This is a genomic window from Microbacterium sp. CH1 (assembly GCF_001595495.1).
GTDB lineage: Bacteria > Actinomycetota > Actinomycetes > Actinomycetales > Microbacteriaceae > Microbacterium.
On record NZ_LOSO01000015.1, the window covers coordinates 446,354 to 472,438 of the forward strand.

The window sequence follows — 26,085 nt, forward strand, 5'->3', positions numbered from 1 at the left end:
GGGGTCTGCGTCAGTCGTTGACCCGCTGGCCGCGGCCGGCGATGAGACCGTAGATCAGCAGCACGATGATCGAACCGCCGATGGCGAGGAGCCAGGTGCCGAGGTCCCAGAACTCGGTGAGCGGACGGTTGAGGATCAGGCTGCCGAGCCAGCCGCCGAGCAGGGCGCCGACGACGCCGAGCAGCAGGGTGATGAACCATCCGCCGCCCTGCTTGCCGGGCAGGATCAGCTTCGCGATGGCTCCGGCGATGAGGCCGAGAAGAAGAAAGCCGAGAAAACTCATGGTCAGCTCCTTGGGTCAGGAGCCCCGGGGTGCCGGGGCTTCGTGACACCTACTGTGCCCGGCCGCGGAATCGCGTGCCAACCCCTTGCGCGCTCCCTCCCGGATATGGCAAGAGGCCCGCCTCCGCAGGGAGACGGGCCTCTGGTGCGCGGCGAGAGTCAGTCGCTGCCGCGGACGATCGCGATGATCCGGAGGATCTCCACGTAGAGCCAGACGACCGTGACCATGATGCCGAAGGCCCCGAGCCAGCCGTAGGTGCGGGGAGCGCCGTTGCGCACGCCCTGCTGGATCTGGTCGAAGTCGAGCACCAGCGAGTAGGCCGCCATGATGACGACGAGGACGCCGATGATGAGGCCGAGCGGGATGCCCGCGATCTCGGCGCTGTACATACCGAACGCCTGGTCCCGGGGCAGAACGCCGGTCCACATGAGGACGAGGTTCAGGAGCGAGAAGACCAGGTAGCCGATCATCGCGATCATGAAGATCTTCGTGGCCTTCTTGGACGCGCGGATCTTGCCGCTCGCGAACAGGGCCAGGGTCACGCCGACGACCGAGACGGTCGCGAGCGTCGCCTGGAACACGATGCCCGGCCACAGCACCTCGAAGTACGAGGAGATGCCACCGATGAACAGGCCTTCGAAGGCGGCGTAGGCGAAGATCAGCGCGGGGCGGACCTTCTTGCGCGAGGTGAAGGTGATGACCATCGCGAGCACGAAACCGCCGAGCGCGCCGACGATCCACGGCAGCAGGTTGGGGGCGTAGTCGCTGTACGGGTCGCGCTCGGGGACGGTGATACCGCCCAGGGTCAGCACCCAGCCGATGGCGGCGGTGACGAGGAGGATGCCGAACAGGCCGGCGGTCTTCCACACGGTGTCCTCGACGGACATCCGGTCGGTCTCGAGAGAGCCGGCAGCGGGGGCGGCGTACATGCCCTCGAGCTGCGCGTTGGCGGCGGCATCCATCGCACCGTGCTGGAGCGACGCGGCCTGGGCGCCCTGAGCACCCTGGGGGGCGCCCGGGTAGGTCGCGACGTTGCGCGGGTCCTGCTGCTGGAAAGCAGGATTGTTGAAAGCGAAGTTGCTCATCAGGTGGGCCTCACTCCAAAAGGGGGGTCGTAGGTCGCTTTCCTCCACGATACCCGTGAGGCGACACTCCCGGGGTGCCTTACGCTGTGAGCGTGCCCAGCAAATCCCCGCTCGTCATCGGGCATCGCGGTGCCCCGGGCCACCGACCGGAGCACACCCGTTCGTCTTACGAGCTCGCTCTCGCGATGGGGGTCGACGCGGTCGAGCCGGACGTGGTCGCCACCCAAGACGGCGTCCTGGTCGTGCGGCACGAGAACGAGATCTCCGGCACCACGGACGTCGCCGATCACCCGGAGTTCGCGGATCGCCGCACGACGAGGCGCGTGGACGGTGCCGCACTGACCGGCTGGTTCACGGAGGACTTCACCTGGGCGGAGCTGTCCACGCTGCGGTGCCGGGAGCGGCTGCCGAAGGTCCGGGCGTCCAGCGCCTCCTTCGACGGCACGGAACCCATCCTGCGCCTGCGCGACGTCCTCGACCTCGTGCGGGCGGCCGCGCAGGAGCAGAACCGGTCGATCGGCGTCGTGCTCGAGGTGAAGCACGCCACGCATTTCGCGAGCATCGGACTCGACCTCGCGCCCCTCATCGCGCGGGAGCTGCGCGACGCCGGATGGGCGGCGGGGGAGCTGCCGCTGATCGTGGAGAGCTTCGAGTCGACCGTGCTCGGGCAGCTCCGCGCCGCGGGCGTCGATGCGAGCTTCGTGTACCTCATCGAGGCGGCCGGACAGCCGTACGACCTGCTCGTCGCCGAGGGATCGAAGGCCCTGAGCTACCCGGAGACCGTGACCCCAGGGAATCTGGATCGCCTGGTCGGCCAGATCGACGGGATCAGCGTCGACAAGAAGATGCTCCTCGTGCCGGGCACGACGCTGGTCGCCGATGTGCATGCCCGCGGCCTGACCCTCTTCACCTGGACCTGCCGTCCGGAGAACGCCTTCCTCGCGGCGCCCTACCGCGGTCCGGGAGGCAAGAGCGCGTTCGGGGACTACGAGGCCGAGTGGGGCGTGATCGCCCGGCAGGGCGTGGACGGCGTCTTCGTCGACCACCCCGATCTCGGCGTGGCGTTCTTCCGCAGCTGACCCGTCGGGTCAGAGCGTGCGGTCGAACGCGCCCTGACGGGTGGAGACGATCTCCTTGCCGAGGGGCATGAGTGACACCGGGACCATCTTGAAGTCGGCGATGCCCATCGGGATGCCGATGATGGTGATGCACAGCGCGAGTCCCGACACGATGTGGCCGAGCGCGAGCCACCATCCCGCGAGGATGACCCAGAGCACATTCCCGACGAACGACCCGACGCCGGCCGTCGGCTTGCTGACGACCTCGCGCCCGAACGGCCAGATGGCGTAGGCGGCGATGCGGAACGAGGCGATGGCCCAGGGGATCGTGATGATCGGGATGCACAGCAGCAGGCCGGCCAGCACGTAGCCGAGGAAGAGCGCCCAGCCCGCGAGGATGACCCAGATGATGTTGAGGATCGTGCGCATACTGCGATTGTGTCACCCGCGAGGCGGCACGGCTGGGCATCAGCCCGGAGGTCCCCGGCGCTCGCGCCCGGCGATGCCAGACTGACCGCATGACCGGAATAGTGGTGGACGACGTCAGCAGGGCGTTCGGGGACGTGCAGGCCGTGCGAGGGGCCACGCTGCGCGCGGAGGTGGGAAGGGTGACGGGCCTGGTGGGCCCGAACGGCGCGGGCAAGACGACCCTGCTCCTGATGCTCGCCTCGTTGCTCGCCCCCGACAGCGGCTCGATCCGCATCGGCGGCATCGACCCCGAAGCCGATCCACTCGCGGCGCGTCGCGTGCTGGGGTGGATGCCGGACGCCCTCGGCGCCTGGCCCTCCCTCACGGCCCGCGAGACCATCGTGACCACGGCCCGCCTCTACGGGATCGACCGCGCGGACGCGGAGCGGCGGGCGCAGCACCTCCTCGGTCTCGTCGGCCTGGGAGAACTCGCGGACTCCGCCGCGAAGGTGCTCTCCCGCGGGCAGAAGCAGAAGCTCGGCCTCGCCCGCGCTCTCGTCCACGACCCGCAGGTGCTGCTTCTCGACGAGCCGGCGTCGGGCCTCGATCCCGAGGCCCGCGTGCAGCTGCGGGTGCTGCTGCGCCGCTTCGCGGCCGAAGGGCGCACGGTCCTCATCTCCAGCCACGTGCTGTCCGAGCTGGAAGAGGTCGTCGACGACGCCGTCTTCCTCGTCGGCGGGGCCGTGGTGGATGCCGCTCCGGCGCAGAGCACGGTCCGCGCCTGGCGGGTGCGGCTCGCCGGTGCCACCGCGGAGCGCCTGAACGCGGACACGTGGCAGGTCGCGTCGACTCTCGGGCTGGCGCCCGAGTCTCTCGCCGTGGACCGCGGCGCCGTCCTCGTCGGTTTCCCCGGCGAGAACGCCGCCGCCCAGTCGCTGCGTCTCCTCGTGGAGGCGGGGCTCCCGGTCGCGGAGTTCGCACCCGCGCAGAGCGATCTTGAGCACACGTTCCTTGCGCTCCGGCACCCGCAGCCGCCCGCGTCGACGACCCCGCCGCCCCCGCCGCCTGCGGCACCCCACGGAACGGAGGCGGGAGCATGAGCCTCGCGAACATCGGCGTCATTGCGCGCCTGGAACTGACCCAGCGGCTGCGGAGCGTCGGCTGGTACGTGCTCCTCGGCGTCTTCGCGCTGGTGCTCCTCGGCGTCACCGGCCTGTCGTTCGCCGTGTACTCCTGGGGGGAGGACGTCGGGGCGGGCGTGTCGTCCATCGTCGTCAACGTGGTCCTGCTGCTCGTCGTGCTCGTCTCTCCCACGCTCAGCGGCAACGCGATCAACGGCGACCGGGAGGCGGCCACGCTCGCGCCGATCCAGGTCACCGCGGCGTCGACCGGCGACATCATGCTGGGCAAGCTGATCGCGGCGATCGCGACGGGCGGCGCGTTCCTCCTGGTGGCGGTTCCCTTCCTCGCGGCGTCGCTGCTGGCAGGCGGGACCGATCCGATCGTGCTGTTCGTGGCGCTGCTCATCCTCGCCGCCGAGATCGTCATCGTCGCCGCGATCGGCGTGGGGCTGAGCGGCCTCATCGCCCGCCCGCTGTTCTCCGTCGCGTCCACCTACCTCGTGGTCTCGGCACTCGTCATCGGCACGATCATCGTCTTCGCGCTCGGCGGCCTGGCCGTGCGCAGCGAGGCGACGAACTACAGCCGCCCCTACGACAACAACGGCAACGTCGACTGCGAGAGCTGGGAGAGCTACACGTACGAGGCGCCGCGGTTCGACCTCGTGTGGTGGGCGCTCGCCGCCAACCCGTTCGTCGTGCTCGCCGACGCGACCCCCACCGAGTTCAGCAAGGACGGCTACCCGGTCGATCTGTACGGGCAGATCAAGTGGGGCGTCCGCAGCGCGCAGCTCCCGCCGCTGGAGCAGCGGTGGGACGACTGTGACCCGGAGAGCGGTTCCCAGACAGCCGAGGAAGTCATCGACGAGACCGTGCCCAGCTGGTTCGTGGGGCTCGGGGTGCAGGTCGTGCTCGCCGGGGCGCTGTTCGCGGGAGCGTGGGCTCGCACACGGACGCCGGCGCGACGGCTGCCGCCCGGCACGCGGATCGCCTGAGCGGAAGAGGGGATGCGCGTGATGCGTCGAGCCGGTAGACAGGACACGCGGACCGACCGCCGCGACGGAAGGGCCGCATGAGCATCGCATTCCTCCTCACGACCCTGGTGGTCGTCGCCACCCCGGGAACAGGAGCGGTGTACTCCGTGGCGATCGGGATCTCCCAGGGCGCGAGGGCCGGCGTCGTCGCCGCCCTCGGCTGCACGCTGGGGGTCGTCCCGCATATGGTCGCCGCGATCACCGGTCTGGCTGCGATCCTGCACGCCTCCGCCGTCGCATTCGAGGTCATCAAGTGGTTCGGTGTCGCCTACCTGCTGTACCTCGCGTGGCGGACGCTGCGGGACTCCTCGCTGATGCCGGCGGAGGAGGACGCCGTGCCCGCGTCGTCGTGGCGGATCGTCCGCACCGCCGTCCTCCTCAACCTCCTGAACCCGAAGCTGACCATCTTCTTCTTCGCCTTCCTGCCGCAGTTCGTTCCCGCCGGAGGTGCGGGGGCCACTGCAGAGATGATCATGTTGAGCCTGGTCTTCATGGCGGTCACCTTCGTCGTGTTCGCGGCGTACGGGATCTTCGCGGCGACCATGCGCACGCGCGTCCTCACCCGGCCGACGGTGATGGCGTGGCTGCGGCGCTCGTTCGCGGCGACCTATGTGCTGCTGGCGGGGCGTCTGGCGCTCGAGACCCGGGAGGCCGGGACCTCGATGTCGGTGCCGCCGCCTAGACTCGAGAGGTCATGACCGAAGCCCCTCTCATCGTTCCCGGATCCGTCGGCCCGCAGTCCTCCGGCGCCCCCGCGCAGGACGACCTCCTCACCGGCCTCAACCCCCAGCAGCTCGAGGCCGTCACGTATCGCGGCCCCGCGCTGCTCATCGTCGCCGGCGCCGGCTCGGGCAAGACGAGCGTGCTCACGCGCCGCATCGCCTCGCTCCTGCGCAGCCGCGAGGCGTGGCCGAGCCAGATCCTCGCCATCACCTTCACCAACAAGGCCGCCGGCGAGATGCGCGAGCGCGTCGAGGGGCTCATCGGCGACGCCGCGCGCGGCATGTGGATCTCCACGTTCCACTCCGCGTGCGTGCGCATCCTCCGCCGCGAGGCGCAGCAGTTCGGGTTCACCAAGAACTTCACCATCTACGACTCCGGAGACTCCCGCGCCCTCCTCAAGCGGCTGGTCAAGGAGCACGAGGCCGACGCCTACGGGCTCACCCCGGCGGCGGTCCAGGGGCGCATCTCCAAGCTCAAGAACGAGCTCTCCGATGCCGAGTCCTACGCGCGACAGGCCAACATGAGCGACCCGGCCGAGCGCGTCTTCGTCGAGGTCTTCGCCGACTACCAGCGCCAGCTTCAGAAGGCCAACGCCTTCGACTTCGACGACCTCATCGGGCAGACGGTCTACCTGTTCCGGGCGTTCCCCCAGGTCGCCGACACCTACCGCCGCCGCTTCCGGCACATCCTCGTCGACGAGTACCAGGACACCAACCACGCGCAGTACGCGCTCATCCACGAGCTCACCCGTCCGGTTTCCGGCGTCGGCGCGACACCGGAGCCGTATGCCGCCAACGGCATGATGATCTTCGAGCCCGACCCCGAGCCGGCGCCGGGAGCCGGTGAGGCCGGGGCGTCGCTGACGGTGGTCGGCGACTCGGATCAGTCGATCTACGCCTTCCGCGGCGCGGACATCCGCAACATCAGCGAGTTCGAGCGCGACTTCCCGGGGGCGAAGGTCGTGCTCCTCGAGCAGAACTACCGCTCGACGCAGAACATCCTCTCCGCGGCGAACGCCGTCATCGGCAACAACTTCGACCGCAAGGACAAGAAGCTCTGGAGCGACCGCGGCGAGGGCGACAAGATCATCGGCTTCACCGGCTACTCGCAGCACGACGAGGCCCAGTTCGTCGCCGACGAGATCGAGGCCCTGCACCGCGCCGGCATGCCGTACGCGGAGATGGCCGTCTTCTACCGCACGAACTCGCAGTCCCGCGCGCTGGAGGAGATCTTCATCCGCTCGGCCGTGCCGTACAAGATCATGGGCGGCACGAAGTTCTACGAGCGCGCCGAGATCAAGGACGCGCTGGCGTATCTCGTGGCGGTCGCCAACCCCGCCGACGAGATGGCGGTGCGCCGTATCCTCAACAAGCCGCGGCGCGGCATCGGCGACGTCACCGAGACCGCCATCGCCCGCTTCGCCGAGGAGCACGGCATCTCCTTCCGCGACGCCCTGTCGCTGCCGGGCCAGCTCGGCGTCGGCCCGAAGATCCAGGCCGCCATCGCCCAGCTCGACGCCGTGCTCGCCGAGGCGACCGCGATCATGCTGCCGCCGACGGGCGAGGTGCCGCCGCCCACCTCCGTGGCGGACGGGCTCAGCCTGCTGCTCTCCAAGAGCGGCTACCTCGACGCGCTGCGCGCCAGCCGCGATCCGCAGGACGAGGCCCGCGTGGAGAACCTCGATGAGTTCGTGGCCGTGACCCGCGACTTCGCGCGCAACAACCCCGAAGGCACCATCACCGACTTCCTCACCGAGGTCGCGCTGGTCTCCGACGCGGACGACCTCGACGACGAGTCCGGATCGGTCTCGCTCATGACGATGCACACCGCCAAGGGCCTGGAGTACGACGCGGTCTTCGTCACCGGCGTGGAGGAAGACCTCATCCCGCACCGCATCTCGGCGGGGGAGCCCGGGGGACCGCAGGAGGAGCGACGCCTGTTCTACGTGGGCATCACCCGCGCCCGCAAGCGCCTGCACCTGTCCCTGGCGATGACCCGCGCGCAGTTCGGCGAGGTGACGGTCGCCATGCCCAGCCGGTTCCTGCAGGAGATCCCGGCCTCCCTCATCGACTGGCGGCAGTCCCCTGGCGACGTGAACTCCCGCGGGGGCATGCAGTCGCGTGCGCTGAACGCCCGTCGCTCCGGTGGGTCCGGCGACCGCTTCGGCGTGAAGGCCCTGCCCCGCGAGTCCCTCAAGCCGCTCTCCACGGCGATGGACAAGATCCCCAACCGTGTCACCGCCAAGATGCGCGACAACGGCGACCTCGAGCTCGCCGCCGGCGACCGCATCCGGCACGACGACTTCGGCGAGGGGAGGGTCGACGCCGTCACGGGCGAAGGCGCCAAGCGCATCGCCCATGTCCGGTTCGACACGGCAGGGCAGAAGAAGCTGCTCATCAAGGTCGCCCCGATCCAGAAGCTCTGACGTCGCGGCGGAGAGGGCGGGGAGACAGGGTTAGGCTGGCTCCCATGGCCCTCTTCTCCCGCCGCAAGAAGTCCGGCGACGACGCCGTCGCTCCCGCCCCCTCCGCCGCTCCGGCCACCGAGAGCGAGGAGGACGCGAGCACGGCGACCGAGGAGTCGGAGGCTCCGACGGCCGAGGCCTCGCCCACCGTCGGCATCTCGGTGCAGGCGTTCCGCGGTGTCGGCGCCGAAGCCGGGCCCGAGGTCGCGCTTCCGAATCCGGAGGCCGCGGCGGCAGCCGCGGCGCCCGCTGCCGCGCCGACGCCGCCGAGCTCCACCGCGGAGCCCGCGGCACCGGCGGCCGAGCGGAAGCTCCCGCTCGCTCCCGCGCTCCCGCCGGAGCAGACCGAGACCGTGGCCGGCATGAAGGACAACGTCCTCCTGCGCGAGTCCCTGGCGCAGATCGAGGCGGGGGCCTCGAACGAGCAGCTCCTCGGGGTGCTCCGCCAGGCTCTCCAGGGGCACCTCTACATCCGCGTGAACGGCGATGCCCGCGCGCAGATCAGCGAGGGCAAGCCGCTCGCCGTCGCCGTGGTCCGCGATGGGGAGCGTCAGTTCATGCTGGCGTTCAGCTCGGCGGCCGCCGTCCGGGATTCCGTGCAGCTCGAAGCCGATCCGTCCGCGACCTCCGCTGTCGCCCAGCCGACGACCTCGGTCATGCAGCAGGTCGTCTCCGGTGACTTCGCGGGTCTCATCATCGACAACGCGTCCGCGCCGCATCGTGTGGTGTTCCCCACCGAGCTCCTGCAGAAGACGCTCGAGCAGGCCGACGTCGACATGACCGTGAAGTCCCTGCTCGCGGCGCCGCGGGAGCAGGACTCGCCCGCCAAGGTGGGCGAGGCTCTCGCCACGACCCGCATGTGGGTGGCGGTGAACGACGGATCCGGCACCGGGCAGGTCGGCATCGCCGAGGCGCAGACCGCCGACGGCCGCCGCTTCCTCCAGCTCTTCTCGCACCCGCTGGAGGTCATCGCACTCGGCCGCGGCGATCGCCCGCTGCCGTTCGAGCCGGACCAGCTCGCGAAGGTGCTGTCGAGCCACTCCGAGATGGCCGGCGTCATCATCGACTCCGCAGGGCCCTCCATGGTGGTGGAGCGCGACGCCCTCGCGCCGGTGCTCGTGCGCGCGGTGCGGATCGAGGACTGACGGCGCGCGCACCCGGAGTCGTCGGGGGTTCCGCGGGTCGTGACCGCCCCCTAGGGTCGGAGCATGGCCTCTGAACGCGTGACCCTGACCGTCGCCGACACCGATGGAGAGCGTGAGGTCGCGCTCTCCAGCCCGAACCGGGTCGTCTGGCCCGACCTCGGCATCACCAAGGCCGAGCTCGCCGAGTACGTGCAGCTCGTGTCGGTGCCGTTCCTCGCGGCGAACGGCAACCGGCCGGTGTCTCTGGAGCGCTTCCGGGACGGCGTGGGGTCCGCCGGAGGACCGCGACCGGAGGGCTTCTTCTCGAAGAACCCGCCTAAGGGCACTCCGGACTTCGTCGACGCCGTCACGGTCACGTACAACAGCGGCCGGCGCCATCCTCAGATCGTCCTGAACCGCACCAGCGCGATCGTGTGGGCGGTGCAGATGAACACCATCGTCTTCCATCCCTGGGCGTCGCTGGCGACCGATTCCGACAACCCCGTCGAGCTGCGGATCGACCTCGACCCGCAGCCGGGCACCGGCTTCGCCGAGGCCGTCCCCGCGGCCCACGCCCTGCGGGAGGTGTTGCGAGAGGCCGGCCTGGAAGCCTTCGCGAAGACGAGCGGCAACCGGGGACTGCACGTCTTCGCCCCGATCGAGCCCACCCACGAGTTCCTCGACGTGCGTCATGCCGTGATCGCCGCCGGCCGGGAGCTTGAGCGCCGGATGCCGGACCGGGTCACGACGAACTGGTGGAAGGAGGAGCGCGGCGAGCGCCTCTTCGTCGACTTCAATCAGGCCAACCGCGACCGCACGATGGCCGGCGCGTACAGTCCGCGTGCCCTCCCCGGTGCGACCGTCGCGACGCCCGTGCACTGGGAGGAGCTCGACGATCTCGACCCGCGCGCCTTCACCGTGCGCAGCATCCCCCAGCGGCTCGAAGAGGTCGGCGACCCGTGGGCCGACATGCAGGCGAAGCCCGGGCGCATCGACACGCTCCTGGAGTGGTGGGAGCGCGACACGGCGAACGGCCTCGGGGAGCTGCCCTTCCCCCCGGAGTTCCCGAAGATGCCGGGCGAGCCGCCGCGCGTACAGCCGAGCAAGAAGAACGCCGCGAATTGGGACGCCGACGGCAACCCCGTCGACGACTGAGCGGGCTCAGCTCAGGACGTCGGCGAGGTCGTAGCCCTCGACGGTGTCGAGCTGGTCGTACGTGCAGGAACGGGCGTCGCGGTCCGGCCGCCACCGCTCGAACTGCACGGTGTGACGGAAGCGGGCGCCCTCGAGCTGGTCGTACCGCACCTCCAGCACCCGCTCGGGACGCAGCCGCACGAACGACACGTCCTTCGACCCGCTGAACCGCGAGCGCTCGCCCTCGCCGGTCACCGCTGCGCCGTCCTCGTCGCGCTCGACCAACGGGGCGAGCTCCTCCACGAGCTGCTTCCGCTTCGCATCGCTCCATGCCGCGACGCCGCCGACCTGACGCAGGGTCCCCTCGGCGTCGTAGAGCCCGACGAGCAGCGACCCGACCCCGGTGCCGGACTTGTGGATGCGGTAGCCGAGGGCGACGACGTCGGCGGTCCGCGCGTGCTTGATCTTGAAGAGGGTGCGTTTCCCCGGGGCGTACGGCTGCGCCAGCGGCTTGGCCACGACGCCGTCGAGCCCCGCGCCCTCGAACTCCTGGAGCCAGCGGACGGCGGCGTCCTGGTCGCGGGTGGTCCTGGTCAGGTGCAGCGGGTGCTCCACGGACTCCATGAGCGTCTCCAGTCGGGCCCGCCGCGTCTCGAACGACTGGTCGCGCAGGTCGTCCTCGCCGGAGGCGAGCAGGTCGAACGCGATGAACAGGGCCGGGGTCTCGACGGCGAGCTTCGCGACCCGGGAGGCGGCCGGGTGGATGCGCTGGCTGAGGGCCTCCCAGTCCAGACGCTGCGCGCCGTGCGGACCCGTGGCCACGACGATCTCGCCGTCGAGCAGACAGGGCACGGGCAGCAGCTCAGGGATCGCGTCGACGAGCTCCGGGAAGTAGCGCGTGAGGGGCTTCGCCCCGCGGGACCCGATCTCGACCGTCTCGCCGTCCCAGGCGATGAGCCCCCGGAACCCGTCCCACTTCGGCTCGTAGAGCAGCCCGCCCGGGGTCTTGTCGGGGTCGGGGACGGCCGCGACGGCCTTGGCGAGCATGGGGGCCGGGATCTCGTAGCGCATGCACCCATCCTGGACCGGGCGGCGAGCGGGGGAAAGAGCCGGATCAGCCGAACAGGTCGTCGAGTTCCGCGGGCGTGCCGGCGTCGTGGAGCACGGTGTGTGCCGCGTGCCACCCGGCCATGCCGTTGACCGCGGGCCCGGGCGGAGTGGAGGCCGACGCGAGGTACACGCCCGGCATCGGCGTGCGCCACGGCGCGGGGGAGAGGACGGGGCGGCGCAGGGCCTGACGCATGTCGAAGATGCCGCCGGAGATGTCGCCGCCGATCTCGGCCGGGTTGATCGCCTCGCGGGAGGACGCCGGCACCGCGTGGTGGGCGAGGATCCGGTCGCGGAAGCCCGGCGCGAAGCGCTCGACCTGCGCGGTGATGAGCTCGGTCGGGTCGAGGTCGGAGCCGTTCGGCACGTGGATGTACGCCCAGAGCACGGCCTTGCCGTCGGGTGCCCTGGTCGAGTCGAAGAGCGAGGGCTGGACGGCCAGGACGTAGGGGCGCTCGGACACGCGACCGACGGCGACCGCGTTCTCGCTGTTCCACACCTCGTCCCTCGTCCCGGCCACGTGCACGGTAGGCGCCTTCCGCACGTGCTCGTTCGTCCACGGGATGGGGCCGTCGAGCGCGAAGTCGACCTTGGCCGCCGCGGCGCCGTAGCGGTACCCACGGAGTGCACGGGCATACGACGCCGGGATGTCCGGGTGGGTGAGGGCGAGTCGGGGGGAGGTGTTGAGCAGGAGCACGTCGCCACGGGTGGGGTCGCCCCAGTCCAGCGCGGCGAGATCGGTGACCCGGGTGCCGGTCTCGATCGAGCCCCCGTGAGCCTCCAGGTCGGCGATGAGGGCGTCGGCGATCACCTGCGAGCCGCCGCGGGGGTACGGCCAGCCGCCGGCGTGGGCGAGTCCGGCCAGCAGCAGCCCGGCCGCGGCCCCCGCGAGCGTGGGCTGCGGGGAGTTCGCGTGCGCGACGACTCCCGCCATGAGCGCCGCCGCCTCCTCGGTGCGGAAAGCGGCGCGCGCCAGGGGAGTGCCCTGGTCCAGCATGCGGATCGCGTAGCGGACCGCCGTGATCGGATCGTGCGGGAGGCGGAGGAGCTGGTTCCCGGTGAAGTCCGTGACGCCGTCGATGTGGGTGCTGAGGGGGCGGAGCCGGCGCCGCCACGCGTCGCCGTCGATGCCGAGGTCGGTGGCGGTGTGCTCGATGTCGCGCCAGGCGATGGCGGCACGGCCCCCGTCGAGCGGATGGGCGAACGAGATCTCGGGGCGGATCCACTCGATCCGCTCGTCGAGCCCGAACGCCTGGAAGAACGGCGAGGCCACGGCCGCAGGGTGGACGGCCGAGCAGACGTCATGACGGAAGCCCGGGAGCGTGGCCTCCTGGGTGCGCAGGCCGCCTCCGGCCGTGTCCGCGGCCTCGAGCACGCGCACCTGGTAGCCGGCGCGGGCCAGGGAGACGGCGGCGGCGAGGCCGTTCGGTCCGGATCCGATGATCGTCGCGCGTGCCATGCGGCCAGTCTCGCACGCGAGCCCGCGGTCAGCGGAGGGGGTTGCGCCGTGCGATCCTGGAAGGGATGAATGAAGTCCAGGGCCCGACCCCCGCCGGCACCTCCCGTCCGTACCGCTCGCTTCCCGAGGCGCTCCGCGCCCATCGCATCGATCCGGTGAACCACGCGTTCATCACCGAGATCGTCGAGGCCGCGGGGGTGACCTCGCTGATCGACCGCGGTCGCTACATCGAGGCGATCCGCCGCGAGGGGGCGGCGCTGCACATCGGCCGCACGTACACCAACGGCTTCACGGAGGACGAGGTCGTGACCGTCGGGTCCACCCGCCTCCGCCTGCAGCCCAGCGAGGGACGCGCGCCCTACTTCTACGTGACGCACCCGAGCGAGTTCGCCCCGCAGACCCCGGTCAAGGCCAAGCGCTCCTCGACGCCGCGCACCCCCGCCGCTCCCCGCACGCCCGCGGCTCCGAAGCCCGTCGAGCGCGACTACGGCGTGTGCGACGTGTGCTTCATGGTGAAGACCCCCGCCGGCGGCTGCGGCTGCGACTGAGCCCCTCTGCTTCGAGTCGCGCACTTCGCTGCATCCGGCCGCCGAATCCAGCACAGTGCGCGATTCGAAGGGCTAGGCGAAGGCGCTCATCCCGGTGATGTCGCGGCCGAGCAGCAGGGCCTGCACGGATTCGGTGCCCTCGTAGGTGTGGATGGCCTCGATGTCGGCCATGTGCTGCATGACGCCGTTCTCCAGGAGGATGCCGTTGCCGCCGAGGAGATCCCGCGCCGTCGCGGCGATCCGCCGGGCCGCCCGGGTGTTGTGGAACTTCGCGAGCGAGGCCTGCGTCGGCCGCAGCGCTCCCGCCTGCTCCAGATCGGCCATGCGGCGGCAGTAGAGCTGCATCGCCGTCAGATCCTCCAGCATGTGCGTGAGCCGCTCCTGCACCATCTGGAACTTCGCGAGCGGCTTGCCGAACTGCACGCGCTCCTTCGCGTAGGCCAGCGCCGCCTCGTAGCAGGCCGTCGCGTGACCCAGCGCTGACCACGCGACCCCGGACCGGGTGGCGTACAGCACGGTCGAGGCGTCCTTGAAGGACTTCGTCCCCGGCAGCACCGCGTCCCGCGGCACCCGCACGTCGTCCAGGCGGATGTGGGCCTGATGGATCGCGCGGAGGGAGGCCTTCCCGCGGATCACGGTGCCGGTGTATCCGGGAGCGTCCTGCTCGACGAGGAAGCACCGCACCGCCCCGTGCTCGGCGGCGGACTCGTCGTCGACCCGCGCCCAGACGAACGTGATCCCGCCCGAGGCTCCGTTGCCGATCCACTTCTTGGCACCGCGGAGCACCCAGGAGTCCCCGTCGCGGCGCGCCACGGTCTCCAGCGAGACGGAGTCGGAGCCGTGGTCGGGCTCCGTCAGGGCGAAGGAACCGAGCACCGAGCCGTCGGCGAGTGCCGTGAGCCAGCGGTCCTGCTGGGCGGGCGAACCGAACAGCGCGAGCGTCCGCAGCGCGAGGCCCCCCTGCACGGCGAGGATCGTGCCGAGGGATCCGTCTCCGCGAGAGATCTCCATGTTGACCAGGCCCGCGGCGAGCGGGGAGAGCCGGGTCAGCGCGGGGTGGTCGACGCCGTCGATGACGAGGTCCATCTCGCCCATGCGGCGGGCGGCGTCGAGCGGGTACTCGGCGCGGTCCCACGCCTCGGCCATCTGCGGGGCGACCTCGTCGACGTACGCCTTCGCGCGGTCCCAGGCCTCCCGGTCGGCGGCGGGGATGTCGGCGAAGACCGCGTAGTAGTCGCTGTCCTGCCGCCCGGTGACGTCGTAGGACGAGACGCGCTCGCCGGGGAAGGGGGAGGCTTCAGTGCTCATGGGTGCTCCTTCGTGACACCAGGTATCGTACTCCTCGATACTCGGTACCACGACCGCTCCGGTCGGCTCAGTCGAGCTCGGAGCGGAGCCTCCTGGTCACCTCGGCGATCGGCATGGAGCGGGGGAAGACCGCCACGACCACGTCGTCGGGAGCGCCCGCGTCGGCGGCCTCGCCCACGCCGTACCGCTGACGCGCGTCCGCGAGCGCGGACTGGAGGGTGGACAGCGGCACCTTCTTCCGTCCGCGCAGGAGCTGCCGCAGCACGTGGTTGTGCACCGCCGTCACGAGCGCGGCGAAGCCCACCGCGTCCAGCGGATCCACCCCCGGCAGGGCGCTGCGCAGGTACTCGTCGAACAGCCGCTCGTAGCGGAACACGGTGATGATCTCGCGTTCGCGGAGTACCGGCACCTCCCGCACGATCTGGTAGCGGCGTCGCGCGAGTTCCGGGTCGTTCGCGAAGTGCGTGAACACGGACTCCGATGCGGCGCAGACCGCGCCCCACGGATCGTCGTGCCCCTCGTCGAGGAACTCGCGGAGCTGCTCCAGCAGGACCTCGTGATCGGCGAAGACCACGTCCTCCTTGCCGCCGAACTGCCGGAAGAAGGTCGACCGGGAGACGCCGGCGGCCCTGGCGATCTGCTCCACGGACGTCTGGTCGAACCCCTGGGCGCTGAAGAGTTCGAGCGCGGCGGCGACGACGCCCCCTGTGCGCAGCTCTGCGGATTCGTGCATGGCGAAAGCCTAGACCGCCGTAGGGCTCGCGCCCGACGGCCCCGGCGAGAGCACGCCGCTGACACGGTTCCAGAGCTGCACGCGATGGGCGAAGTCGGCCAGCGCCTCCTGCTCTGCGGCGAACACCCGCAGCGACCCCTCGATCGGCTGGGCGCGCTCGTCCTGGATCCAGGTCTGGAAACCCTCTCTGCCGTACGACACCACGACGGTGTTCGTCTTGCCCCGGGGGTCGTCGAAGAAGCAGAAGCCGACGGAGCCACGCGCGCGGAGGTCGGCGAGGACGGTGTCGCGGTTCATGCGGATGCTCCGGGGACGGCCAGCTCCCGGACCAGGCCGAGACGCAGGTAGAACGTGAGGGGGAGGGGCAGCAGGAGCTGGGTCGCGCCGCCGGGGTCGCCGAAGGCCGGGGCCACCGTGCCGCGGAAGATCGGGGCGTCCCAGCGGTAGTAGCCGATGTCCACGAGGTCGTCCAGGTCCCGTCGGAGGACGGCGTCCTCCGAGCGCTCGTACGCCGCGCGGAGGTGGACGCAGTCGCCGACGACGAGGAACTGGTGGTACGCCGCGGGGTTCTCGACCCAGGGCAGGGAGCGCTCCGGGTAGGCGGCCGGCCGTCCGTTTTCCACGAGGTAGACGTAGCGCGTGTTGACAGGCCCGTACATGTCCCACACCTCCGCGCCGCGGGGGAGGGGCTCGCGATCGATCGCGACGCCGTCGGGCCCGATCCAGAGCTCCGTCATTCCCGGCCCTCGATCCGTCGGACGGCGTGCGCGTCGGCGGCCTTGTGAGCACGCGCCATGCGGAAGAACTGGTCGAGAGCCTCGGTCTCCGACTGCGCCTCATCCGCGGCGAGGGTGGTGCGGAGCGCGGTCATGAGGTCTCCCCCTCGATCCTCCGGACGGCGTGCGAGTCCGACGCCCGGTAGCGGCGCGCGATCCGCAGGAAGAAGTCCAACGCCTCCGACTCCGAGTCGAAGCGGACGGGATCGTGGAATCTGCCGCCGCGCTCGTCCGTCTCCCACACGATCCATGCGTCGCCGGCGCGGTCGATCCACGCCGATGACTGTGGTCGACCGGTGGGGCCGAACCAGTTCGCGGTGGCGGTGAGCTTCTCATCGGCGATGATGCGCTGCACGTCGTCGGAGGTGAGCTCGGTCATGGAATCTCCTTCAATACGCCGAGTGTGATCAACTGTGCGGCCGTGAGGGGAAGCTGGACCTGCACCCCGCCACCCGTCGAGCCGAACCCGGGCGCGATGTCTCCTCGGTAGCCCTGCGAACCCAGATACTCGGGCTTGAACCCGCCCGCCAGGAGTTCGTCCTTGACGTGTTGCGGAGCGCGGTCGTAGACGCTCCGAAGATCGGACATGTCGCCGACCACTTCATAGCGGTGGTAGTGGGCCGGATTCTCCACATACGGGAGGGACCGCTGATCGTAGGTGTACGGGCCGTTCTCGGGCACCGGGGACGTGTAGCGGCCCTCCGGAGGACCGTAGCGGTCGAGGACGTCTCCCACCTGTGGAGTGTGCGGCTGCCGGATCGGTTCCCCGCCCGAGTCCAGCACGTACCCCTCGCCGGGAACCTGGCTCCAGTCGATGCTCCCGTCGGGCTGGAGCACGTCCGGTCCCTTGGGGATCTGGACGTCGGGCGGGAGCGTGCCGTTGTCCGCGAAGTCGTCAGCGTATTCCGGGTAGTTGCGGTCGAGGTAGGTCTGGATCTGCTCGTCCGTGAGTGTGCTCTGATCGCGCACGCTGGGGCCCGCGGGGCCGGAGCCGCCGGGTGACGAGCCGCCGGGCGAACTGCCGTCAGGACTGTGCGGGGCACCGGGGCCGGACGGCCCGTGCCCACCGCCCGGGCCGCGCGAGAAGAGGTCGCCCAGGCGCTGGAACAGCGACTTGAGCTCGTCGAGGTGCTTCGTGAGGGCCGTCACGGCGTCCACGAGCTTGAGCACGGTGCCGGAGATCCGGGCGGTCATGGCCGAGACGCGGCTCGTGGCCTGCGCGATGACGTACGGGGTGGCGGTGCCCAGCGACACGACGAGCGTGCTCGCATAGGAGATGAGGGAGCCGACCAGCTGCGACAGGGTGTCGCGGACCAGCTCGTGCACGATCTGCACGAGCATGGACGCGGTCTCCATGCCGGTCTTCATCCCGCCGGCCCAGGCGGCGGCCGCGGAGATGTGGGCGGCGACGTCGGACTGCAGCCGGAGGTAGGCCGCGATCGCCTCGCCCGACATCGAGCTGACGTCGGAGAGGCGGGCGTCGAGGGTCTCGCCCGCCTGCTGCAGCTGCTGCGCGATGTTGCCCCAGGTCGCCGCGAAACCGGCGACTTCGCCGGCATCGCCGGTCAGGTCGTTGAGCCAGCCCTTGAGCGGCTCGAGGTGGTCCATCAGCCACCCCAACCCCGCGGCGATCAGCGAGCCGAGCGGGTCCATGGCCGTGGCCACGGTGTTCGCGAGGGCGGAAAAGGAGGCGAGTCCGCCGGAGACCCAGTCCCCGCTCTCGATCGCGTTCACGAGGTCGTAGCCGTCCTCGAGCAGACCGGCTCCGCTGAACGGTGTCGTCGGGTCGATCGGTCCCGCCACCAGCGGGTTCGGCGGGGTCATCGGCGAGCGCCCTCCACGGACGACAGCAGCCCGCGGATCGAATCGAGCTGACGCTGCTCTCCCTCGTCGAAGTCGTCCGCCAGGCCGCGGAGCTGCTCCTCGGACTTCTCCAGCATCGTCGCGGCGGCGGTGATCGCCCCGGCGGCGATCGACGAGACGATCTGCGCCGGGGGGACGAGGAAGGCGCACATCACGCCGAAGGCGCCGCCGCCCACGTTCATCGAGCCGGCGGCGTTCTCGGCGAGCCGGACGTCCGCGGCGATCTGCGCGACGCGCTGGGCGTGCTGGCGGACGGTCTCGGTGTCGACGGCGATCAGCTCGGCCATCAGCGGTACTCGATCTGCGGTCGGCCGTCCTGACTCGGATCGGGGAGCTCGGCGATCTCCTCACGCAGATGCGCGACCGCCGCGTCCTCTGCGCCGAAGGCCTCCGCCGCGATCTCGACCGCCCGCGCGCCCGCCGCCTTCTGCGCGGTGGCGGCGAGGGTGACGATGAGGGCGCCCAGGGCGGCGGGGGAGCGCTGCAGAGCGGCATCCGTGAGCGCGACGTCGGCGAGGCGCCCGGAGGCGTCCACCGTCACGGTGACGTCGCGGCCCGGAGAGGCCGCCTGCTCGCGCACGCCCGCGATGTCGTCGCGCACCTGCGCGGCCTGCGCGGCGCGGCGCTCCGCGTCCTTCACCTGCTGCTCGATGCGCGCGCGTGTCGCCACCGGATCCGACCAGTCGAAGGTGTCCGTCATCTCGTCTCCCCTGCCTCGACGCTCAAGAATCGTACCGGAGGCGTCGGCGCGTCGGGGAGGGCGTCGGGGCGTCGGAGCGCTCAGCCTGCGGTAGTAGGCTGGGGGACTGGTCGATGTCTCGACATCGAGAGAATCACCAGACCAGACCGCAGCCCAGTGAAGGAAGCACAGTGGATCTGTACGAGTACCAGGCACGAGACGTTTTCGAGAAGTACGGAGTGCCGGTCCTCGCCGGCATCGTCGCGGACACCCCCGAGGAGGTGAAGGCGGCTGCCGAGAAGATCGGCGGTGTCGTGGTCGTCAAGGCCCAGGTCAAGACCGGAGGCCGCGGCAAGGCCGGCGGTGTCAAGGTCGCCAAGACCCCCGACGAGGCGTACGAGGCCGCGAAGGCCATCCTCGGGCTCGACATCAAGGGCCACGTCGTCAAGCGCGTCATGGTCGCGCAGGGAGCCCGCATCGCCGAGGAGTTCTACTTCTCCGTGCTGCTCGACCGCGCCAACCGCTCCTACCTCTCCCTCTGCTCCGTCGAGGGCGGCATGGAGATCGAGCAGCTCGCCGTCGAGAAGCCCGAGGCGCTCGCCCGCGTCGAGGTCAACCCGCTGACCGGCATCGACAAGGAGAAGGCGGTCGAGATCGCCCGCGCCGCGAACTTCCCGGAGGACCTCGTCGAGAAGGTCTCCGACGTGTTCGTGAAGCTTTACGACGTCTACAAGGGTGAGGACGCGACGCTCGTCGAGGTCAACCCGCTCGTCCGCACCGAAGACGGCGACATCATCGCGCTCGACGGCAAGGTCACGCTCGACGACAACGCCTCCGAGATCCGTCACCCCGAGCACGAGGCGCTCGAGGACAAGGACGCCGCCGACCCGCTCGAGGCCAAGGCCAAGGCGTCCGGCCTCAACTACGTCAAGCTCGACGGCGAGGTCGGCATCATCGGCAACGGCGCGGGCCTGGTCATGTCGACCCTCGACGTCGTCGCCTACGCCGGTGAGAACCACAACGGCGTCAAGCCCGCCAACTTCCTCGACATCGGCGGCGGCGCTTCGGCCGAGGTCATGGCCGCCGGCCTCGACGTCATCCTCGGCGACCCGCAGGTCAAGAGCGTGTTCGTCAACGTGTTCGGTGGCATCACGGCGTGCGACGCCGTCGCCAACGGCATCAAGGGCGCCCTCGAGACGCTGGGTGATACGGCTTCCAAGCCGCTCGTCGTCCGCCTCGACGGCAACCGCGTGGACGAGGGTCGTGCGATCCTCGCCGACTACGCGCACCCGCTCGTGACCCTGGCCGCCACGATGGACGAGGGCGCCGACAAGGCCGCCGAGCTCGCCAACGCCTGACGCTTCGACAGGATTTAAGGAACAGAACATGTCGATCTACCTCAACAAGGACTCCAAGGTCATCGTCCAGGGCATTACCGGCGGCGAGGGCACCAAACACACCGCCCTGATGCTCAAGGCCGGCACCCAGGTCGTCGGCGGCGTCAACGCCCGCAAGGCCGGCACCACGGTCTCGCACACGGACAAGGACGGCAGCGCCGTCGAGCTCCCCGTCTTCGGCTCGGTCGCCGAGGCCATGAAGGAGACCGGCGCCGACGTGTCGATCGCCTTCGTCCCCGGCGCCTTCACGAAGGACGCGATGATCGAGGCCATCGACGCCGAGATCCCGCTGCTCGTCGTCATCACCGAGGGCGTCCCCGTGGGCGACTCGGCCGAGGCCTGGGCCTACGCGCAGAGCAAGGGCAACAAGACCCGCATCATCGGCCCGAACTGCCCCGGCATCATCACCCCCGGTGAGGCGCTCGTCGGCATCACGCCCGCCAACATCACCGGCAAGGGCCCGATCGGTCTCGTGTCGAAGTCGGGCACGCTGACCTACCAGATGATGTTCGAGCTGCGCGACCTCGGCTTCTCGACCGCCATCGGCATCGGCGGCGACCCGGTCATCGGCACCACGCACATCGACGCGCTCGCCGCGTTCGAGGCCGACCCCGAGACCAAGGCCATCGTCATGATCGGCGAGATCGGCGGCGACGCCGAGGAGCGTGCGGCCGAGTACATCAAGGCGCACGTCACCAAGCCCGTCGTCGGCTACGTCGCGGGCTTCACGGCTCCCGAGGGCAAGACCATGGGTCACGCCGGTGCGATCGTCTCCGGTTCCGCCGGTACCGCGCAGGCCAAGAAGGAGGCCCTCGAGGCCGCCGGGGTCAAGGTCGGCAAGACGCCGTCCGAGACCGCTGCTCTCATGCGCGAGATCATCGAGTCGCTCTGATCTGAGCTACGCTTGACCTGAAGGCCCCGGGCTCCACCCCGGGGCCTTCGTCATGCCCCCGGGGAATCCTCGCTCAGCTCGCGTCGTCCACGGCATCGAGCAGGGCGTCGAGAGCGCGGTGTGCCTGGTGTCGCGCCGCCACGTCGTCGGGTCGGGCGGCCAGCCAGAGCGCGAGCTCGTTCATGGCACCGGAGAGGGCGGCGGTGAGCGCGTCACGGAGGGGCGTCGGTATGCCGGCCTCTCGCAGCCCAGCCCGCAGCTCCTGCTCCGGGCCGGTCGCGTCCAGGCGTCGCCACTGCTCCCAGCCGAGAACGGCGGGGCCGTCGACGAGTAGTACCCGCGCGGCGGTGCCGACGGTGATGGCATCGAGGAACGCGTGGCTGCCGTCCCGGAGTGCGGCTGCAGCGGAGCTTTGCGCCGTGGCGGCCAGGATGGCCGCGGTGACGCGCTCCTGCTGGGCGGCCGCGACCGCGGTGAAGAGTCGGGGTTTCGACTCGTAGTGGTGATAGACGGCGCCGCGCGTCACGCCGGCTGCTCGAGCGATGTCATCGACGGAAGCCGTCGCGTAGCCGCGGGCGGCGAAGTGCGCCGTGGCGACGTCGAGGATTCGCCGCGCCGTCTCGGCGGCGTCGGCGGCGGATGCTCGGGGCATGGGGTTCCTTTACGTGCGGTCTGTATGTATCGTAGCGCTAGAAATACAGACACGCTGTATGTAAAGGAGAGTGCGCATGGAGATCACGAGCTTCTACCCGGTGTTGATGGTCGACGATGTCGCCGCAGCCGCCCGGTTCTACCGGGAGGAACTCGGCTTCGAGTCCTCCTTCGAAGCCGACTGGTACATCAGCCTGCGCGTCGACGGCGGCGAGCTGGCGATCCTCGACCGCAGGCACGAGACCATCCCGCCGGGTTTCCGCGAGCCGGTGCGCGGGATGCTGCTCAATGTCGAGGTTCCGGACGCGGCGGCGGCGCACGCCCGCCTCGTGGAGGAGCGGGGCCTCCCGGTACGGCTGCCGCTGCGCGACGAGGCCTTCGGCCAGCGGCATTTCATCGTCGAGGCCCCTGGGGGAGTCCTGATCGACGTCATCGAGCCGATCGAGCCGTCGCCCGAGTTCGCCGCGGCCTACGCCTGACCCGCGTTCGGGCTCGCCCCGCTCGCACGAACGGAGCACTAATGCACGATGGTGTGGGCGGAGGGGTCGTGCAGGCGCGGCAGGATCGTGCATCCGACGCCGAGGGAGCGGGTCGGAGACGGAACGACGGAGGGGCGGGGGCCGCAGCACCCGCCCCTCCGTGTGTCGTCCGGACCGGGTCAGATCCCGACGCCGAAGAGGGCCTCGATGGGACCGCGGGCGAAGAAGATGAGGAAGCCGGCGCCGACGACCCACAGCAGCGGGCTGATGGTCTTGGCCTTGCCGGAGAAGGCGTGGATGAGCACCCAGCTCACGAAGCCCGCCCCGATGCCGTTGGCGATCGAGTACGTCAGCGGCATGACGGAGACCGTGAGGAACACCGGCAGCAGCACCCGGAAGTCGCCGAACTCGATGTGCCGGATCTGCGCCATCATCATGGCGCCCACGATGATCAGAGCCGCGGCGGCGATCTCGGTCGGGACGATCGAGGTTAGCGGGGTGAGGAACATCGCGATGAGGAACACGATGCCCGTCACGACGTTCGCCAGTCCGGTGCGGGCGCCCTCGCCGATGCCGGCGCCGGACTCGATGAAGACGGTGCTGGAGGACGACGAGGTCGCACCACCGGCGATCGCGCCGACGCCCTCGACCACCAGCGCCGACTTGATGCGCGGGAAGTCGCCGTTGTCGTCGGCGAGGTTCGCCTCCTTCGCCAGGCCCGTCATGGTGCCCATGGCGTCGAAGAAGTTCGTGAAGAGGAGCGTGAAGACGATCATCACGAGCGCGACGAGGCTGACCTTGCCGAGGTCGAACGAGAAGTCGACGGCGCCGATGAGGCTCAGGTCGGGGACGCTGACGGGGGAGCCGTTCAGCGCCGGGACGGTGAGACCCCAGCCGCCGGGGTTGACGACATTGCCCTCATCGTCGACGCCGCGGGCGCCGATGTGCCAGATCGCCTCGACGACGACCGCGAGCACGGTGCCGCCGATGAGGCCGATGAGCATGCCGCCCTTGATGCGGAGTGCGACGAGGATGCCGGTGAGCAGCAGCGTGATCACGAACAGCAGGCTCGGCACGGTGGCCACGGAGCCGTTGACGCCGAGGCCGACGGGCGGGGACGAGGCGCCGGTCGCGGTGACGAAGCCGGAGTTGACGAAACCGATGAACGCGATGAAGAGGCCGATGCCGACCGTGATCGCGATCTTCAGCTGGAACGGCACGGCGTCGAAGATCGCCTTCCGCAGCCCGGTGGCGGCGAGGAGCACGATCACGACGCCGTTGATCATCACGAGCGCCATCGCCTCGGGCCAGGTGACCTGGCCGACGACGGAGAACGCGACGAAGGCGTTGATGCCGAGACCGGCGGCGAAACCGAACGGCAGACGGGTGACGACGCCGAAGAGGATCGTCATGATGCCGGCGGTCAGGGCCGTCGCGGCGCCGACGGCGTTGAAGTCGAGCATGTCGCCGGCGACGTCCGGCTTTCCGGACAGGATGATCGGGTTCAGGATCACGATGTAGGCCATCGTGACGAACGTCACGAGGCCTCCACGGATCTCGGTGCCGATCGTCGATCCGCGCTTGCTGATCTCGAAGAAGCGGTCCAGGGTACCGGTGGGGCCGGTGGACGCCGGGGCGGGCGGGGCAGTTGTCATCGGGAAACCTCCGGAGAAACGCTACCGTGTCGCCGCCCCCGCGCGCGCCCACGGGGGACGGGAAGGAACTCGTCGTAGTCTCGGAAGCGCTATGCAACGCCTCCTCGTCGCGCTCCTCGCCGCCCTCGATGCCGCCATCGCGGCGGCCATCGGGCTCGTCGTGCTGATGGCGCCGTTGACGCTCCTCTGGACGCTGGCCTTCGGGATCACCGCCGACTGGGGCGCGCTCTGGCCGCTCACCGGCACGCTCTGGGAGTTCGGCCACGGCGTCCCCCTGGAGATCGCGATCCCGGACACGCTGCTCGTCGCCCTGGCGATCCCCGCAGACGCCGCGCGGTTCGTCGTCTCGGTCACGCCGCTGGCCTTCCTGCTCCTCACCCTGCTCTTCGCCGCGCGCTCCGGGGGCCGCGCGGCGCGCTCCGGGGCGTGGCTGCTGGGGTCGCTGTCGGGGACGGTCGTCTTCGCCGTCATCTCCACGGTCGTCGCCCTCACGTCGGCGCTCGGGGCCGCGCGGGTCCCGCTGGCTCTCGCCATTCTGCTGCCGCCCGCCGTGTACCTCGTGGGCGCGGTGTGCGGCGCCGTGCGGGTGGCATGGGAGGACGGCGACGGCGGACTGCTCGACCGTCTCCACGACGTCATGGACGCCAGGGAGGACTGGGCGCCGGTGCCGTCCTCGATCGTGCGCGGCGCCGCGTTCGCGCTCGTGGGCGTGACGGGGGCCGCCGCGTTGGCCGTCGCCCTGTCGGTCCTCACACGCGGCGGAGAGGTCGTCGCGCTGTTCCAGGCGGCGCGGGTCGACGCCCTCGGGGCGACCGTGCTGACCCTCGGGCAGCTCGCGTACCTGCCGACCTTCGTGGTGTGGGCGGCCGCATGGCTGGCCGGCCCCGGGTTCGCGGTCGGTGCGGGGACCGCGGTGTCGCCCGCCGGCACCCAGCTCGGCGTCGTGCCCGGCATCCCGGCGTTCGGTCTGCTGCCGGAGAACTCCTCGATCTGGATGCTCATCGTGGTCCTGATCCCCGTGGCCGCCGGCGCATTCGCGGGGTGGGCCGTCCGCTCGCGTCTGGTGTGGGAGGGGACACCGCTCGGCATCCCGCAGCGGACCGCGATCGCCGTGGGGATCGCTGCGGTCGCAGCCGGTGTCGCCGCGCTCGCCGCGATGTTCGCGAACGGGTCGATGGGGCCGGGACGCCTCGGGACGGTCGGTCCGGCGGTGCTGCCGTTCGCGCTGTCCCTCGGCGCGGAGGTCCTCGTGGGTGCGGCGATCCTGCTGCTGTCGCCCCGTCACCGGGATGAACTCGCCGAAGAGCGCACGGACCGCTGGATCGCCGAGATGTCCACGCTGGCCTCCGAGGACGCCGGCGACGACCGGAGCCCGCACCCGGGCTTCGCGTCCTTCGAAGACACCGCGCCGCTGGACGCGCTGCGCGACCGCGGGACACCGCGCGGACCCGTCGAGGACGGTCGCCCCTCGCGGCCCTGACCGGCCCCGGGTCGGGACGGCGCCTGTGCGGCACGCCGGTAGACTGGGCGCGTGCTCACGGTCGCCGTACTCATCTCGGGCGCCGGCTCGAACCTTCGCGCCCTCCTCGAGGCCGCTCGTCACCCCGATTTCCCGGCGCGCGTCGTCGTCGTCGGGGCGGATCGCGAAGCCGACGGGCTGGCCCATGCCGAGGAGTTCGGCATCCCCAGCTTCACCGTGCCGTGGCACGAGCACGAGAGCCGCGAGGCGTGGGGCGAGGAGCTGGGCCGTCAGCTCGCCGTCTGGTCGCCGGACCTCGTGGTGCTCAGCGGCCTCATGCGCCTGCTGCCGTCTTCCCTCGTCGCCGCTTATGCGCCGCGGATCATCAACACCCATCCCGCGTACCTCCCGGAGTTCCCCGGAGCGCACGGCGTCCGCGACGCCCTCGCCGCGGGCGTCCGGGAGACGGGCGCCAGCGTGATCGTCGTGGACGACGGGGTCGACACCGGCCCCATCCTCGCCCAGGAGCGCGTGCCGATCCGGGCCGACGACACCGAGCACTCGCTGCACGAGCGCATCAAGCCGGTCGAGCGCCGGCTCCTCATCGACGTCGTCCGGCGCATCGCGACCGGCGACCTCGCCCTGACC

General features: G+C 70.7%; 29 protein-coding genes. 13 read left to right on the forward strand and 16 right to left on the reverse strand.

Features of this window, described 5'->3' with window-relative positions; translation table 11 throughout:
• Nucleotides 1–10: 10 nt before the first annotated feature.
• Together AUV07_RS10495 and AUV07_RS10500 are read right to left on the reverse strand one after the other, a co-directional pair.
• Nucleotides 11–283 carry a GlsB/YeaQ/YmgE family stress response membrane protein gene (locus AUV07_RS10495; RefSeq protein ID WP_025103755.1) on the reverse strand — a complete coding sequence of 91 codons (273 nt, stop codon included), beginning with the start codon at nt 281–283 and terminating at the stop codon, nt 11–13.
• Between the two features lie 158 nt (nt 284–441).
• The gene (locus tag AUV07_RS10500) at nt 442–1,368 is read right to left on the reverse strand and encodes a Bax inhibitor-1/YccA family protein (RefSeq protein WP_062635888.1); all 927 of its coding nucleotides are present in this window, start codon (nt 1,366–1,368) and stop codon (nt 442–444) included.
• Nucleotides 1,369–1,460: 92 nt separating this feature from the next.
• On the opposite strand from AUV07_RS10500, the gene AUV07_RS10505 reads away from it, so the two are divergent.
• Nucleotides 1,461–2,447 carry a glycerophosphodiester phosphodiesterase family protein gene (locus AUV07_RS10505; RefSeq protein ID WP_062636082.1) on the forward strand — a complete coding sequence of 329 codons (987 nt, stop codon included), beginning with the start codon at nt 1,461–1,463 and terminating at the stop codon, nt 2,445–2,447.
• Between the two features lie 9 nt (nt 2,448–2,456).
• Here AUV07_RS10505 and AUV07_RS10510 read toward each other — a convergent pair whose 3' ends face one another.
• On the reverse strand, nt 2,457–2,855 hold the full coding sequence (locus tag AUV07_RS10510) for a YccF domain-containing protein (RefSeq protein ID WP_062635890.1): 399 nt from the start codon (nt 2,853–2,855) through the stop codon (nt 2,457–2,459).
• 89 nt (nt 2,856–2,944) lie between these two features.
• Here AUV07_RS10510 and AUV07_RS10515 point away from each other — a divergent pair, with 89 nt between their 5' ends.
• The 6 genes from AUV07_RS10515 (at nt 2,945) to ligD (ending at nt 10,452) form a co-directional block, all read left to right on the forward strand.
• Nucleotides 2,945–3,934, forward strand: a complete 990-nt coding sequence (locus AUV07_RS10515) for an ABC transporter ATP-binding protein (protein ID WP_062635892.1) — start codon at nt 2,945–2,947, stop codon at nt 3,932–3,934.
• Nucleotides 3,931–4,947: an ABC transporter permease gene (locus AUV07_RS10520; protein ID WP_062635894.1), complete on the forward strand. Its 1,017-nt coding sequence runs from the start codon at nt 3,931–3,933 to the stop codon at nt 4,945–4,947. The genes AUV07_RS10515 and AUV07_RS10520 overlap by 4 nt, the downstream gene beginning before the upstream one ends.
• A gap of 77 nt (nt 4,948–5,024) precedes the next feature.
• Nucleotides 5,025–5,684: a LysE family translocator gene (locus tag AUV07_RS10525; protein ID WP_062635896.1), complete on the forward strand. Its 660-nt coding sequence runs from the start codon at nt 5,025–5,027 to the stop codon at nt 5,682–5,684.
• On the forward strand, nt 5,681–8,134 hold the full coding sequence (locus tag AUV07_RS10530) for an ATP-dependent helicase (protein WP_062635897.1): 2,454 nt from the start codon (nt 5,681–5,683) through the stop codon (nt 8,132–8,134). Before AUV07_RS10525 ends, AUV07_RS10530 begins: the two co-directional genes overlap by 4 nt.
• Nucleotides 8,135–8,178: 44 nt before the next feature.
• Nucleotides 8,179–9,318, forward strand: a complete 1,140-nt coding sequence (locus AUV07_RS10535) for an SseB family protein (protein ID WP_062635899.1) — start codon at nt 8,179–8,181, stop codon at nt 9,316–9,318.
• Between the two features lie 63 nt (nt 9,319–9,381).
• On the forward strand, nt 9,382–10,452 hold the full coding sequence (gene ligD, locus AUV07_RS10540; protein ID WP_062635904.1) for a non-homologous end-joining DNA ligase: 1,071 nt from the start codon (nt 9,382–9,384) through the stop codon (nt 10,450–10,452).
• 6 nt (nt 10,453–10,458) lie between these two features.
• On the opposite strand, the gene AUV07_RS10545 is transcribed toward ligD, so the two are convergent.
• Nucleotides 10,459–11,502 carry an ATP-dependent DNA ligase gene (locus AUV07_RS10545; protein ID WP_062635906.1) on the reverse strand — a complete coding sequence of 348 codons (1,044 nt, stop codon included), beginning with the start codon at nt 11,500–11,502 and terminating at the stop codon, nt 10,459–10,461.
• Between the two features lie 43 nt (nt 11,503–11,545).
• On the reverse strand, nt 11,546–12,997 hold the full coding sequence (locus AUV07_RS10550; protein ID WP_062635908.1) for a phytoene desaturase family protein: 1,452 nt from the start codon (nt 12,995–12,997) through the stop codon (nt 11,546–11,548).
• A 65-nt stretch (nt 12,998–13,062) separates the two neighbouring features.
• On the opposite strand from AUV07_RS10550, the gene AUV07_RS10555 reads away from it, so the two are divergent.
• On the forward strand, nt 13,063–13,545 hold the full coding sequence (locus AUV07_RS10555) for a hypothetical protein (RefSeq protein ID WP_062635910.1): 483 nt from the start codon (nt 13,063–13,065) through the stop codon (nt 13,543–13,545).
• A gap of 72 nt (nt 13,546–13,617) precedes the next feature.
• Here AUV07_RS10555 and AUV07_RS10560 read toward each other — a convergent pair whose 3' ends face one another.
• The 9 genes from AUV07_RS10560 to AUV07_RS10595 all read right to left on the reverse strand — a co-directional run bounded on the left by AUV07_RS10560 (nt 13,618) and on the right by AUV07_RS10595 (nt 18,925).
• Entirely contained in the window at nt 13,618–14,853 is a 1,236-nt protein-coding gene (locus tag AUV07_RS10560; RefSeq protein WP_062635912.1) for an acyl-CoA dehydrogenase family protein, read from the reverse strand.
• Nucleotides 14,854–14,920: 67 nt separating this feature from the next.
• Nucleotides 14,921–15,586 carry a TetR/AcrR family transcriptional regulator gene (locus AUV07_RS10565; RefSeq protein ID WP_062635914.1) on the reverse strand — a complete coding sequence of 222 codons (666 nt, stop codon included), beginning with the start codon at nt 15,584–15,586 and terminating at the stop codon, nt 14,921–14,923.
• Between the two features lie 9 nt (nt 15,587–15,595).
• Nucleotides 15,596–15,883 (reverse strand): hypothetical protein, encoded by a 288-nt coding sequence (locus tag AUV07_RS10570; protein ID WP_062635916.1) that lies wholly within the window; start codon nt 15,881–15,883, stop codon nt 15,596–15,598.
• Nucleotides 15,880–16,323, reverse strand: coding sequence for a glycohydrolase toxin TNT-related protein (locus AUV07_RS10575; protein WP_062635917.1), 444 nt, complete (start codon nt 16,321–16,323; stop codon nt 15,880–15,882). Before AUV07_RS10575 ends, AUV07_RS10570 begins: the two co-directional genes overlap by 4 nt.
• Nucleotides 16,320–16,457, reverse strand: a complete 138-nt coding sequence (locus tag AUV07_RS17630) for a hypothetical protein (RefSeq protein ID WP_157524010.1) — start codon at nt 16,455–16,457, stop codon at nt 16,320–16,322. The genes AUV07_RS10575 and AUV07_RS17630 overlap by 4 nt, the downstream gene beginning before the upstream one ends.
• Nucleotides 16,454–16,741: a hypothetical protein gene (locus AUV07_RS10580; RefSeq protein ID WP_062635919.1), complete on the reverse strand. Its 288-nt coding sequence runs from the start codon at nt 16,739–16,741 to the stop codon at nt 16,454–16,456. The genes AUV07_RS17630 and AUV07_RS10580 overlap by 4 nt, the downstream gene beginning before the upstream one ends.
• Nucleotides 16,738–18,186, reverse strand: a complete 1,449-nt coding sequence (locus AUV07_RS10585) for a TNT domain-containing protein (RefSeq protein ID WP_062635922.1) — start codon at nt 18,184–18,186, stop codon at nt 16,738–16,740. The genes AUV07_RS10580 and AUV07_RS10585 overlap by 4 nt, the downstream gene beginning before the upstream one ends.
• On the reverse strand, nt 18,183–18,512 hold the full coding sequence (locus AUV07_RS10590) for a type VII secretion target (protein ID WP_025103775.1): 330 nt from the start codon (nt 18,510–18,512) through the stop codon (nt 18,183–18,185). Before AUV07_RS10590 ends, AUV07_RS10585 begins: the two co-directional genes overlap by 4 nt.
• Nucleotides 18,512–18,925 (reverse strand): YbaB/EbfC family nucleoid-associated protein, encoded by a 414-nt coding sequence (locus AUV07_RS10595; protein WP_062635924.1) that lies wholly within the window; start codon nt 18,923–18,925, stop codon nt 18,512–18,514. Before AUV07_RS10595 ends, AUV07_RS10590 begins: the two co-directional genes overlap by 1 nt.
• A 170-nt stretch (nt 18,926–19,095) precedes the next feature.
• Here AUV07_RS10595 and sucC point away from each other — a divergent pair, with 170 nt between their 5' ends.
• Nucleotides 19,096–20,262, forward strand: a complete 1,167-nt coding sequence (gene sucC, locus AUV07_RS10600; protein WP_025103777.1) for an ADP-forming succinate--CoA ligase subunit beta — start codon at nt 19,096–19,098, stop codon at nt 20,260–20,262.
• A gap of 28 nt (nt 20,263–20,290) precedes the next feature.
• Nucleotides 20,291–21,193, forward strand: a complete 903-nt coding sequence (sucD, locus tag AUV07_RS10605; protein WP_062635926.1) for a succinate--CoA ligase subunit alpha — start codon at nt 20,291–20,293, stop codon at nt 21,191–21,193.
• A 73-nt stretch (nt 21,194–21,266) separates the two neighbouring features.
• Here the strand turns inward: sucD and AUV07_RS10610 are convergent, their stop codons facing one another.
• On the reverse strand, nt 21,267–21,845 hold the full coding sequence (locus tag AUV07_RS10610) for a TetR/AcrR family transcriptional regulator (protein WP_062635927.1): 579 nt from the start codon (nt 21,843–21,845) through the stop codon (nt 21,267–21,269).
• Nucleotides 21,846–21,921: 76 nt separating this feature from the next.
• Here AUV07_RS10610 and AUV07_RS10615 point away from each other — a divergent pair, with 76 nt between their 5' ends.
• Nucleotides 21,922–22,323, forward strand: coding sequence for a VOC family protein (locus tag AUV07_RS10615; RefSeq protein ID WP_062635929.1), 402 nt, complete (start codon nt 21,922–21,924; stop codon nt 22,321–22,323).
• A gap of 179 nt (nt 22,324–22,502) precedes the next feature.
• Here AUV07_RS10615 and AUV07_RS10620 read toward each other — a convergent pair whose 3' ends face one another.
• Complete coding sequence (locus AUV07_RS10620; protein ID WP_062635932.1) at nt 22,503–23,978, reverse strand: NCS2 family permease; 1,476 nt, start codon at nt 23,976–23,978, stop codon at nt 22,503–22,505.
• Between the two features lie 91 nt (nt 23,979–24,069).
• On the opposite strand from AUV07_RS10620, the gene AUV07_RS10625 reads away from it, so the two are divergent.
• Together AUV07_RS10625 and purN are read left to right on the forward strand one after the other, a co-directional pair.
• On the forward strand, nt 24,070–25,458 hold the full coding sequence (locus tag AUV07_RS10625; RefSeq protein WP_062635934.1) for a cell division protein PerM: 1,389 nt from the start codon (nt 24,070–24,072) through the stop codon (nt 25,456–25,458).
• Nucleotides 25,459–25,509: 51 nt separating this feature from the next.
• The coding region (gene purN, locus AUV07_RS10630; protein WP_062636084.1) for a phosphoribosylglycinamide formyltransferase at nt 25,510–26,085 on the forward strand (576 nt) is incomplete at its 3' end.

Bases quoted from the DNA above. Each gene is read 5' to 3' on its own strand.
- AUV07_RS10495 (WP_025103755.1), bottom strand. From the start codon at position 283: ATGAGTTTTCTCGGCTTTCTTCTTCTCGGCCTCATCGCCGGAGCCATC.
- AUV07_RS10500 (WP_062635888.1), bottom strand. From the start codon at position 1,368: ATGAGCAACTTCGCTTTCAACAATCCTGCTTTCCAGCAGCAGGACCCG.
- AUV07_RS10510 (WP_062635890.1), bottom strand. From the start codon at position 2,855: ATGCGCACGATCCTCAACATCATCTGGGTCATCCTCGCGGGCTGGGCG.
- AUV07_RS10515 (WP_062635892.1), top strand. From the start codon at position 2,945: ATGACCGGAATAGTGGTGGACGACGTCAGCAGGGCGTTCGGGGACGTG.
- AUV07_RS10520 (WP_062635894.1), top strand. From the start codon at position 3,931: ATGAGCCTCGCGAACATCGGCGTCATTGCGCGCCTGGAACTGACCCAG.
- AUV07_RS10525 (WP_062635896.1), top strand. From the start codon at position 5,025: ATGAGCATCGCATTCCTCCTCACGACCCTGGTGGTCGTCGCCACCCCG.
- AUV07_RS10530 (WP_062635897.1), top strand. From the start codon at position 5,681: ATGACCGAAGCCCCTCTCATCGTTCCCGGATCCGTCGGCCCGCAGTCC.
- AUV07_RS10535 (WP_062635899.1), top strand. From the start codon at position 8,179: ATGGCCCTCTTCTCCCGCCGCAAGAAGTCCGGCGACGACGCCGTCGCT.
- ligD (WP_062635904.1), top strand. From the start codon at position 9,382: ATGGCCTCTGAACGCGTGACCCTGACCGTCGCCGACACCGATGGAGAG.
- AUV07_RS10545 (WP_062635906.1), bottom strand. From the start codon at position 11,502: ATGCGCTACGAGATCCCGGCCCCCATGCTCGCCAAGGCCGTCGCGGCC.
- AUV07_RS10550 (WP_062635908.1), bottom strand. From the start codon at position 12,997: ATGGCACGCGCGACGATCATCGGATCCGGACCGAACGGCCTCGCCGCC.
- AUV07_RS10555 (WP_062635910.1), top strand. From the start codon at position 13,063: ATGAATGAAGTCCAGGGCCCGACCCCCGCCGGCACCTCCCGTCCGTAC.
- AUV07_RS10560 (WP_062635912.1), bottom strand. From the start codon at position 14,853: ATGAGCACTGAAGCCTCCCCCTTCCCCGGCGAGCGCGTCTCGTCCTAC.
- AUV07_RS10565 (WP_062635914.1), bottom strand. From the start codon at position 15,586: ATGCACGAATCCGCAGAGCTGCGCACAGGGGGCGTCGTCGCCGCCGCG.
- AUV07_RS10570 (WP_062635916.1), bottom strand. From the start codon at position 15,883: ATGAACCGCGACACCGTCCTCGCCGACCTCCGCGCGCGTGGCTCCGTC.
- AUV07_RS10575 (WP_062635917.1), bottom strand. From the start codon at position 16,323: ATGACGGAGCTCTGGATCGGGCCCGACGGCGTCGCGATCGATCGCGAG.
- AUV07_RS17630 (WP_157524010.1), bottom strand. From the start codon at position 16,457: ATGACCGCGCTCCGCACCACCCTCGCCGCGGATGAGGCGCAGTCGGAG.
- AUV07_RS10580 (WP_062635919.1), bottom strand. From the start codon at position 16,741: ATGACCGAGCTCACCTCCGACGACGTGCAGCGCATCATCGCCGATGAG.
- AUV07_RS10585 (WP_062635922.1), bottom strand. From the start codon at position 18,186: ATGACCCCGCCGAACCCGCTGGTGGCGGGACCGATCGACCCGACGACA.
- AUV07_RS10590 (WP_025103775.1), bottom strand. From the start codon at position 18,512: ATGGCCGAGCTGATCGCCGTCGACACCGAGACCGTCCGCCAGCACGCC.
- AUV07_RS10595 (WP_062635924.1), bottom strand. From the start codon at position 18,925: ATGACGGACACCTTCGACTGGTCGGATCCGGTGGCGACACGCGCGCGC.
- sucD (WP_062635926.1), top strand. From the start codon at position 20,291: ATGTCGATCTACCTCAACAAGGACTCCAAGGTCATCGTCCAGGGCATT.
- AUV07_RS10610 (WP_062635927.1), bottom strand. From the start codon at position 21,845: ATGCCCCGAGCATCCGCCGCCGACGCCGCCGAGACGGCGCGGCGAATC.
- AUV07_RS10615 (WP_062635929.1), top strand. From the start codon at position 21,922: ATGGAGATCACGAGCTTCTACCCGGTGTTGATGGTCGACGATGTCGCC.
- AUV07_RS10620 (WP_062635932.1), bottom strand. From the start codon at position 23,978: ATGACAACTGCCCCGCCCGCCCCGGCGTCCACCGGCCCCACCGGTACC.
- AUV07_RS10625 (WP_062635934.1), top strand. From the start codon at position 24,070: ATGCAACGCCTCCTCGTCGCGCTCCTCGCCGCCCTCGATGCCGCCATC.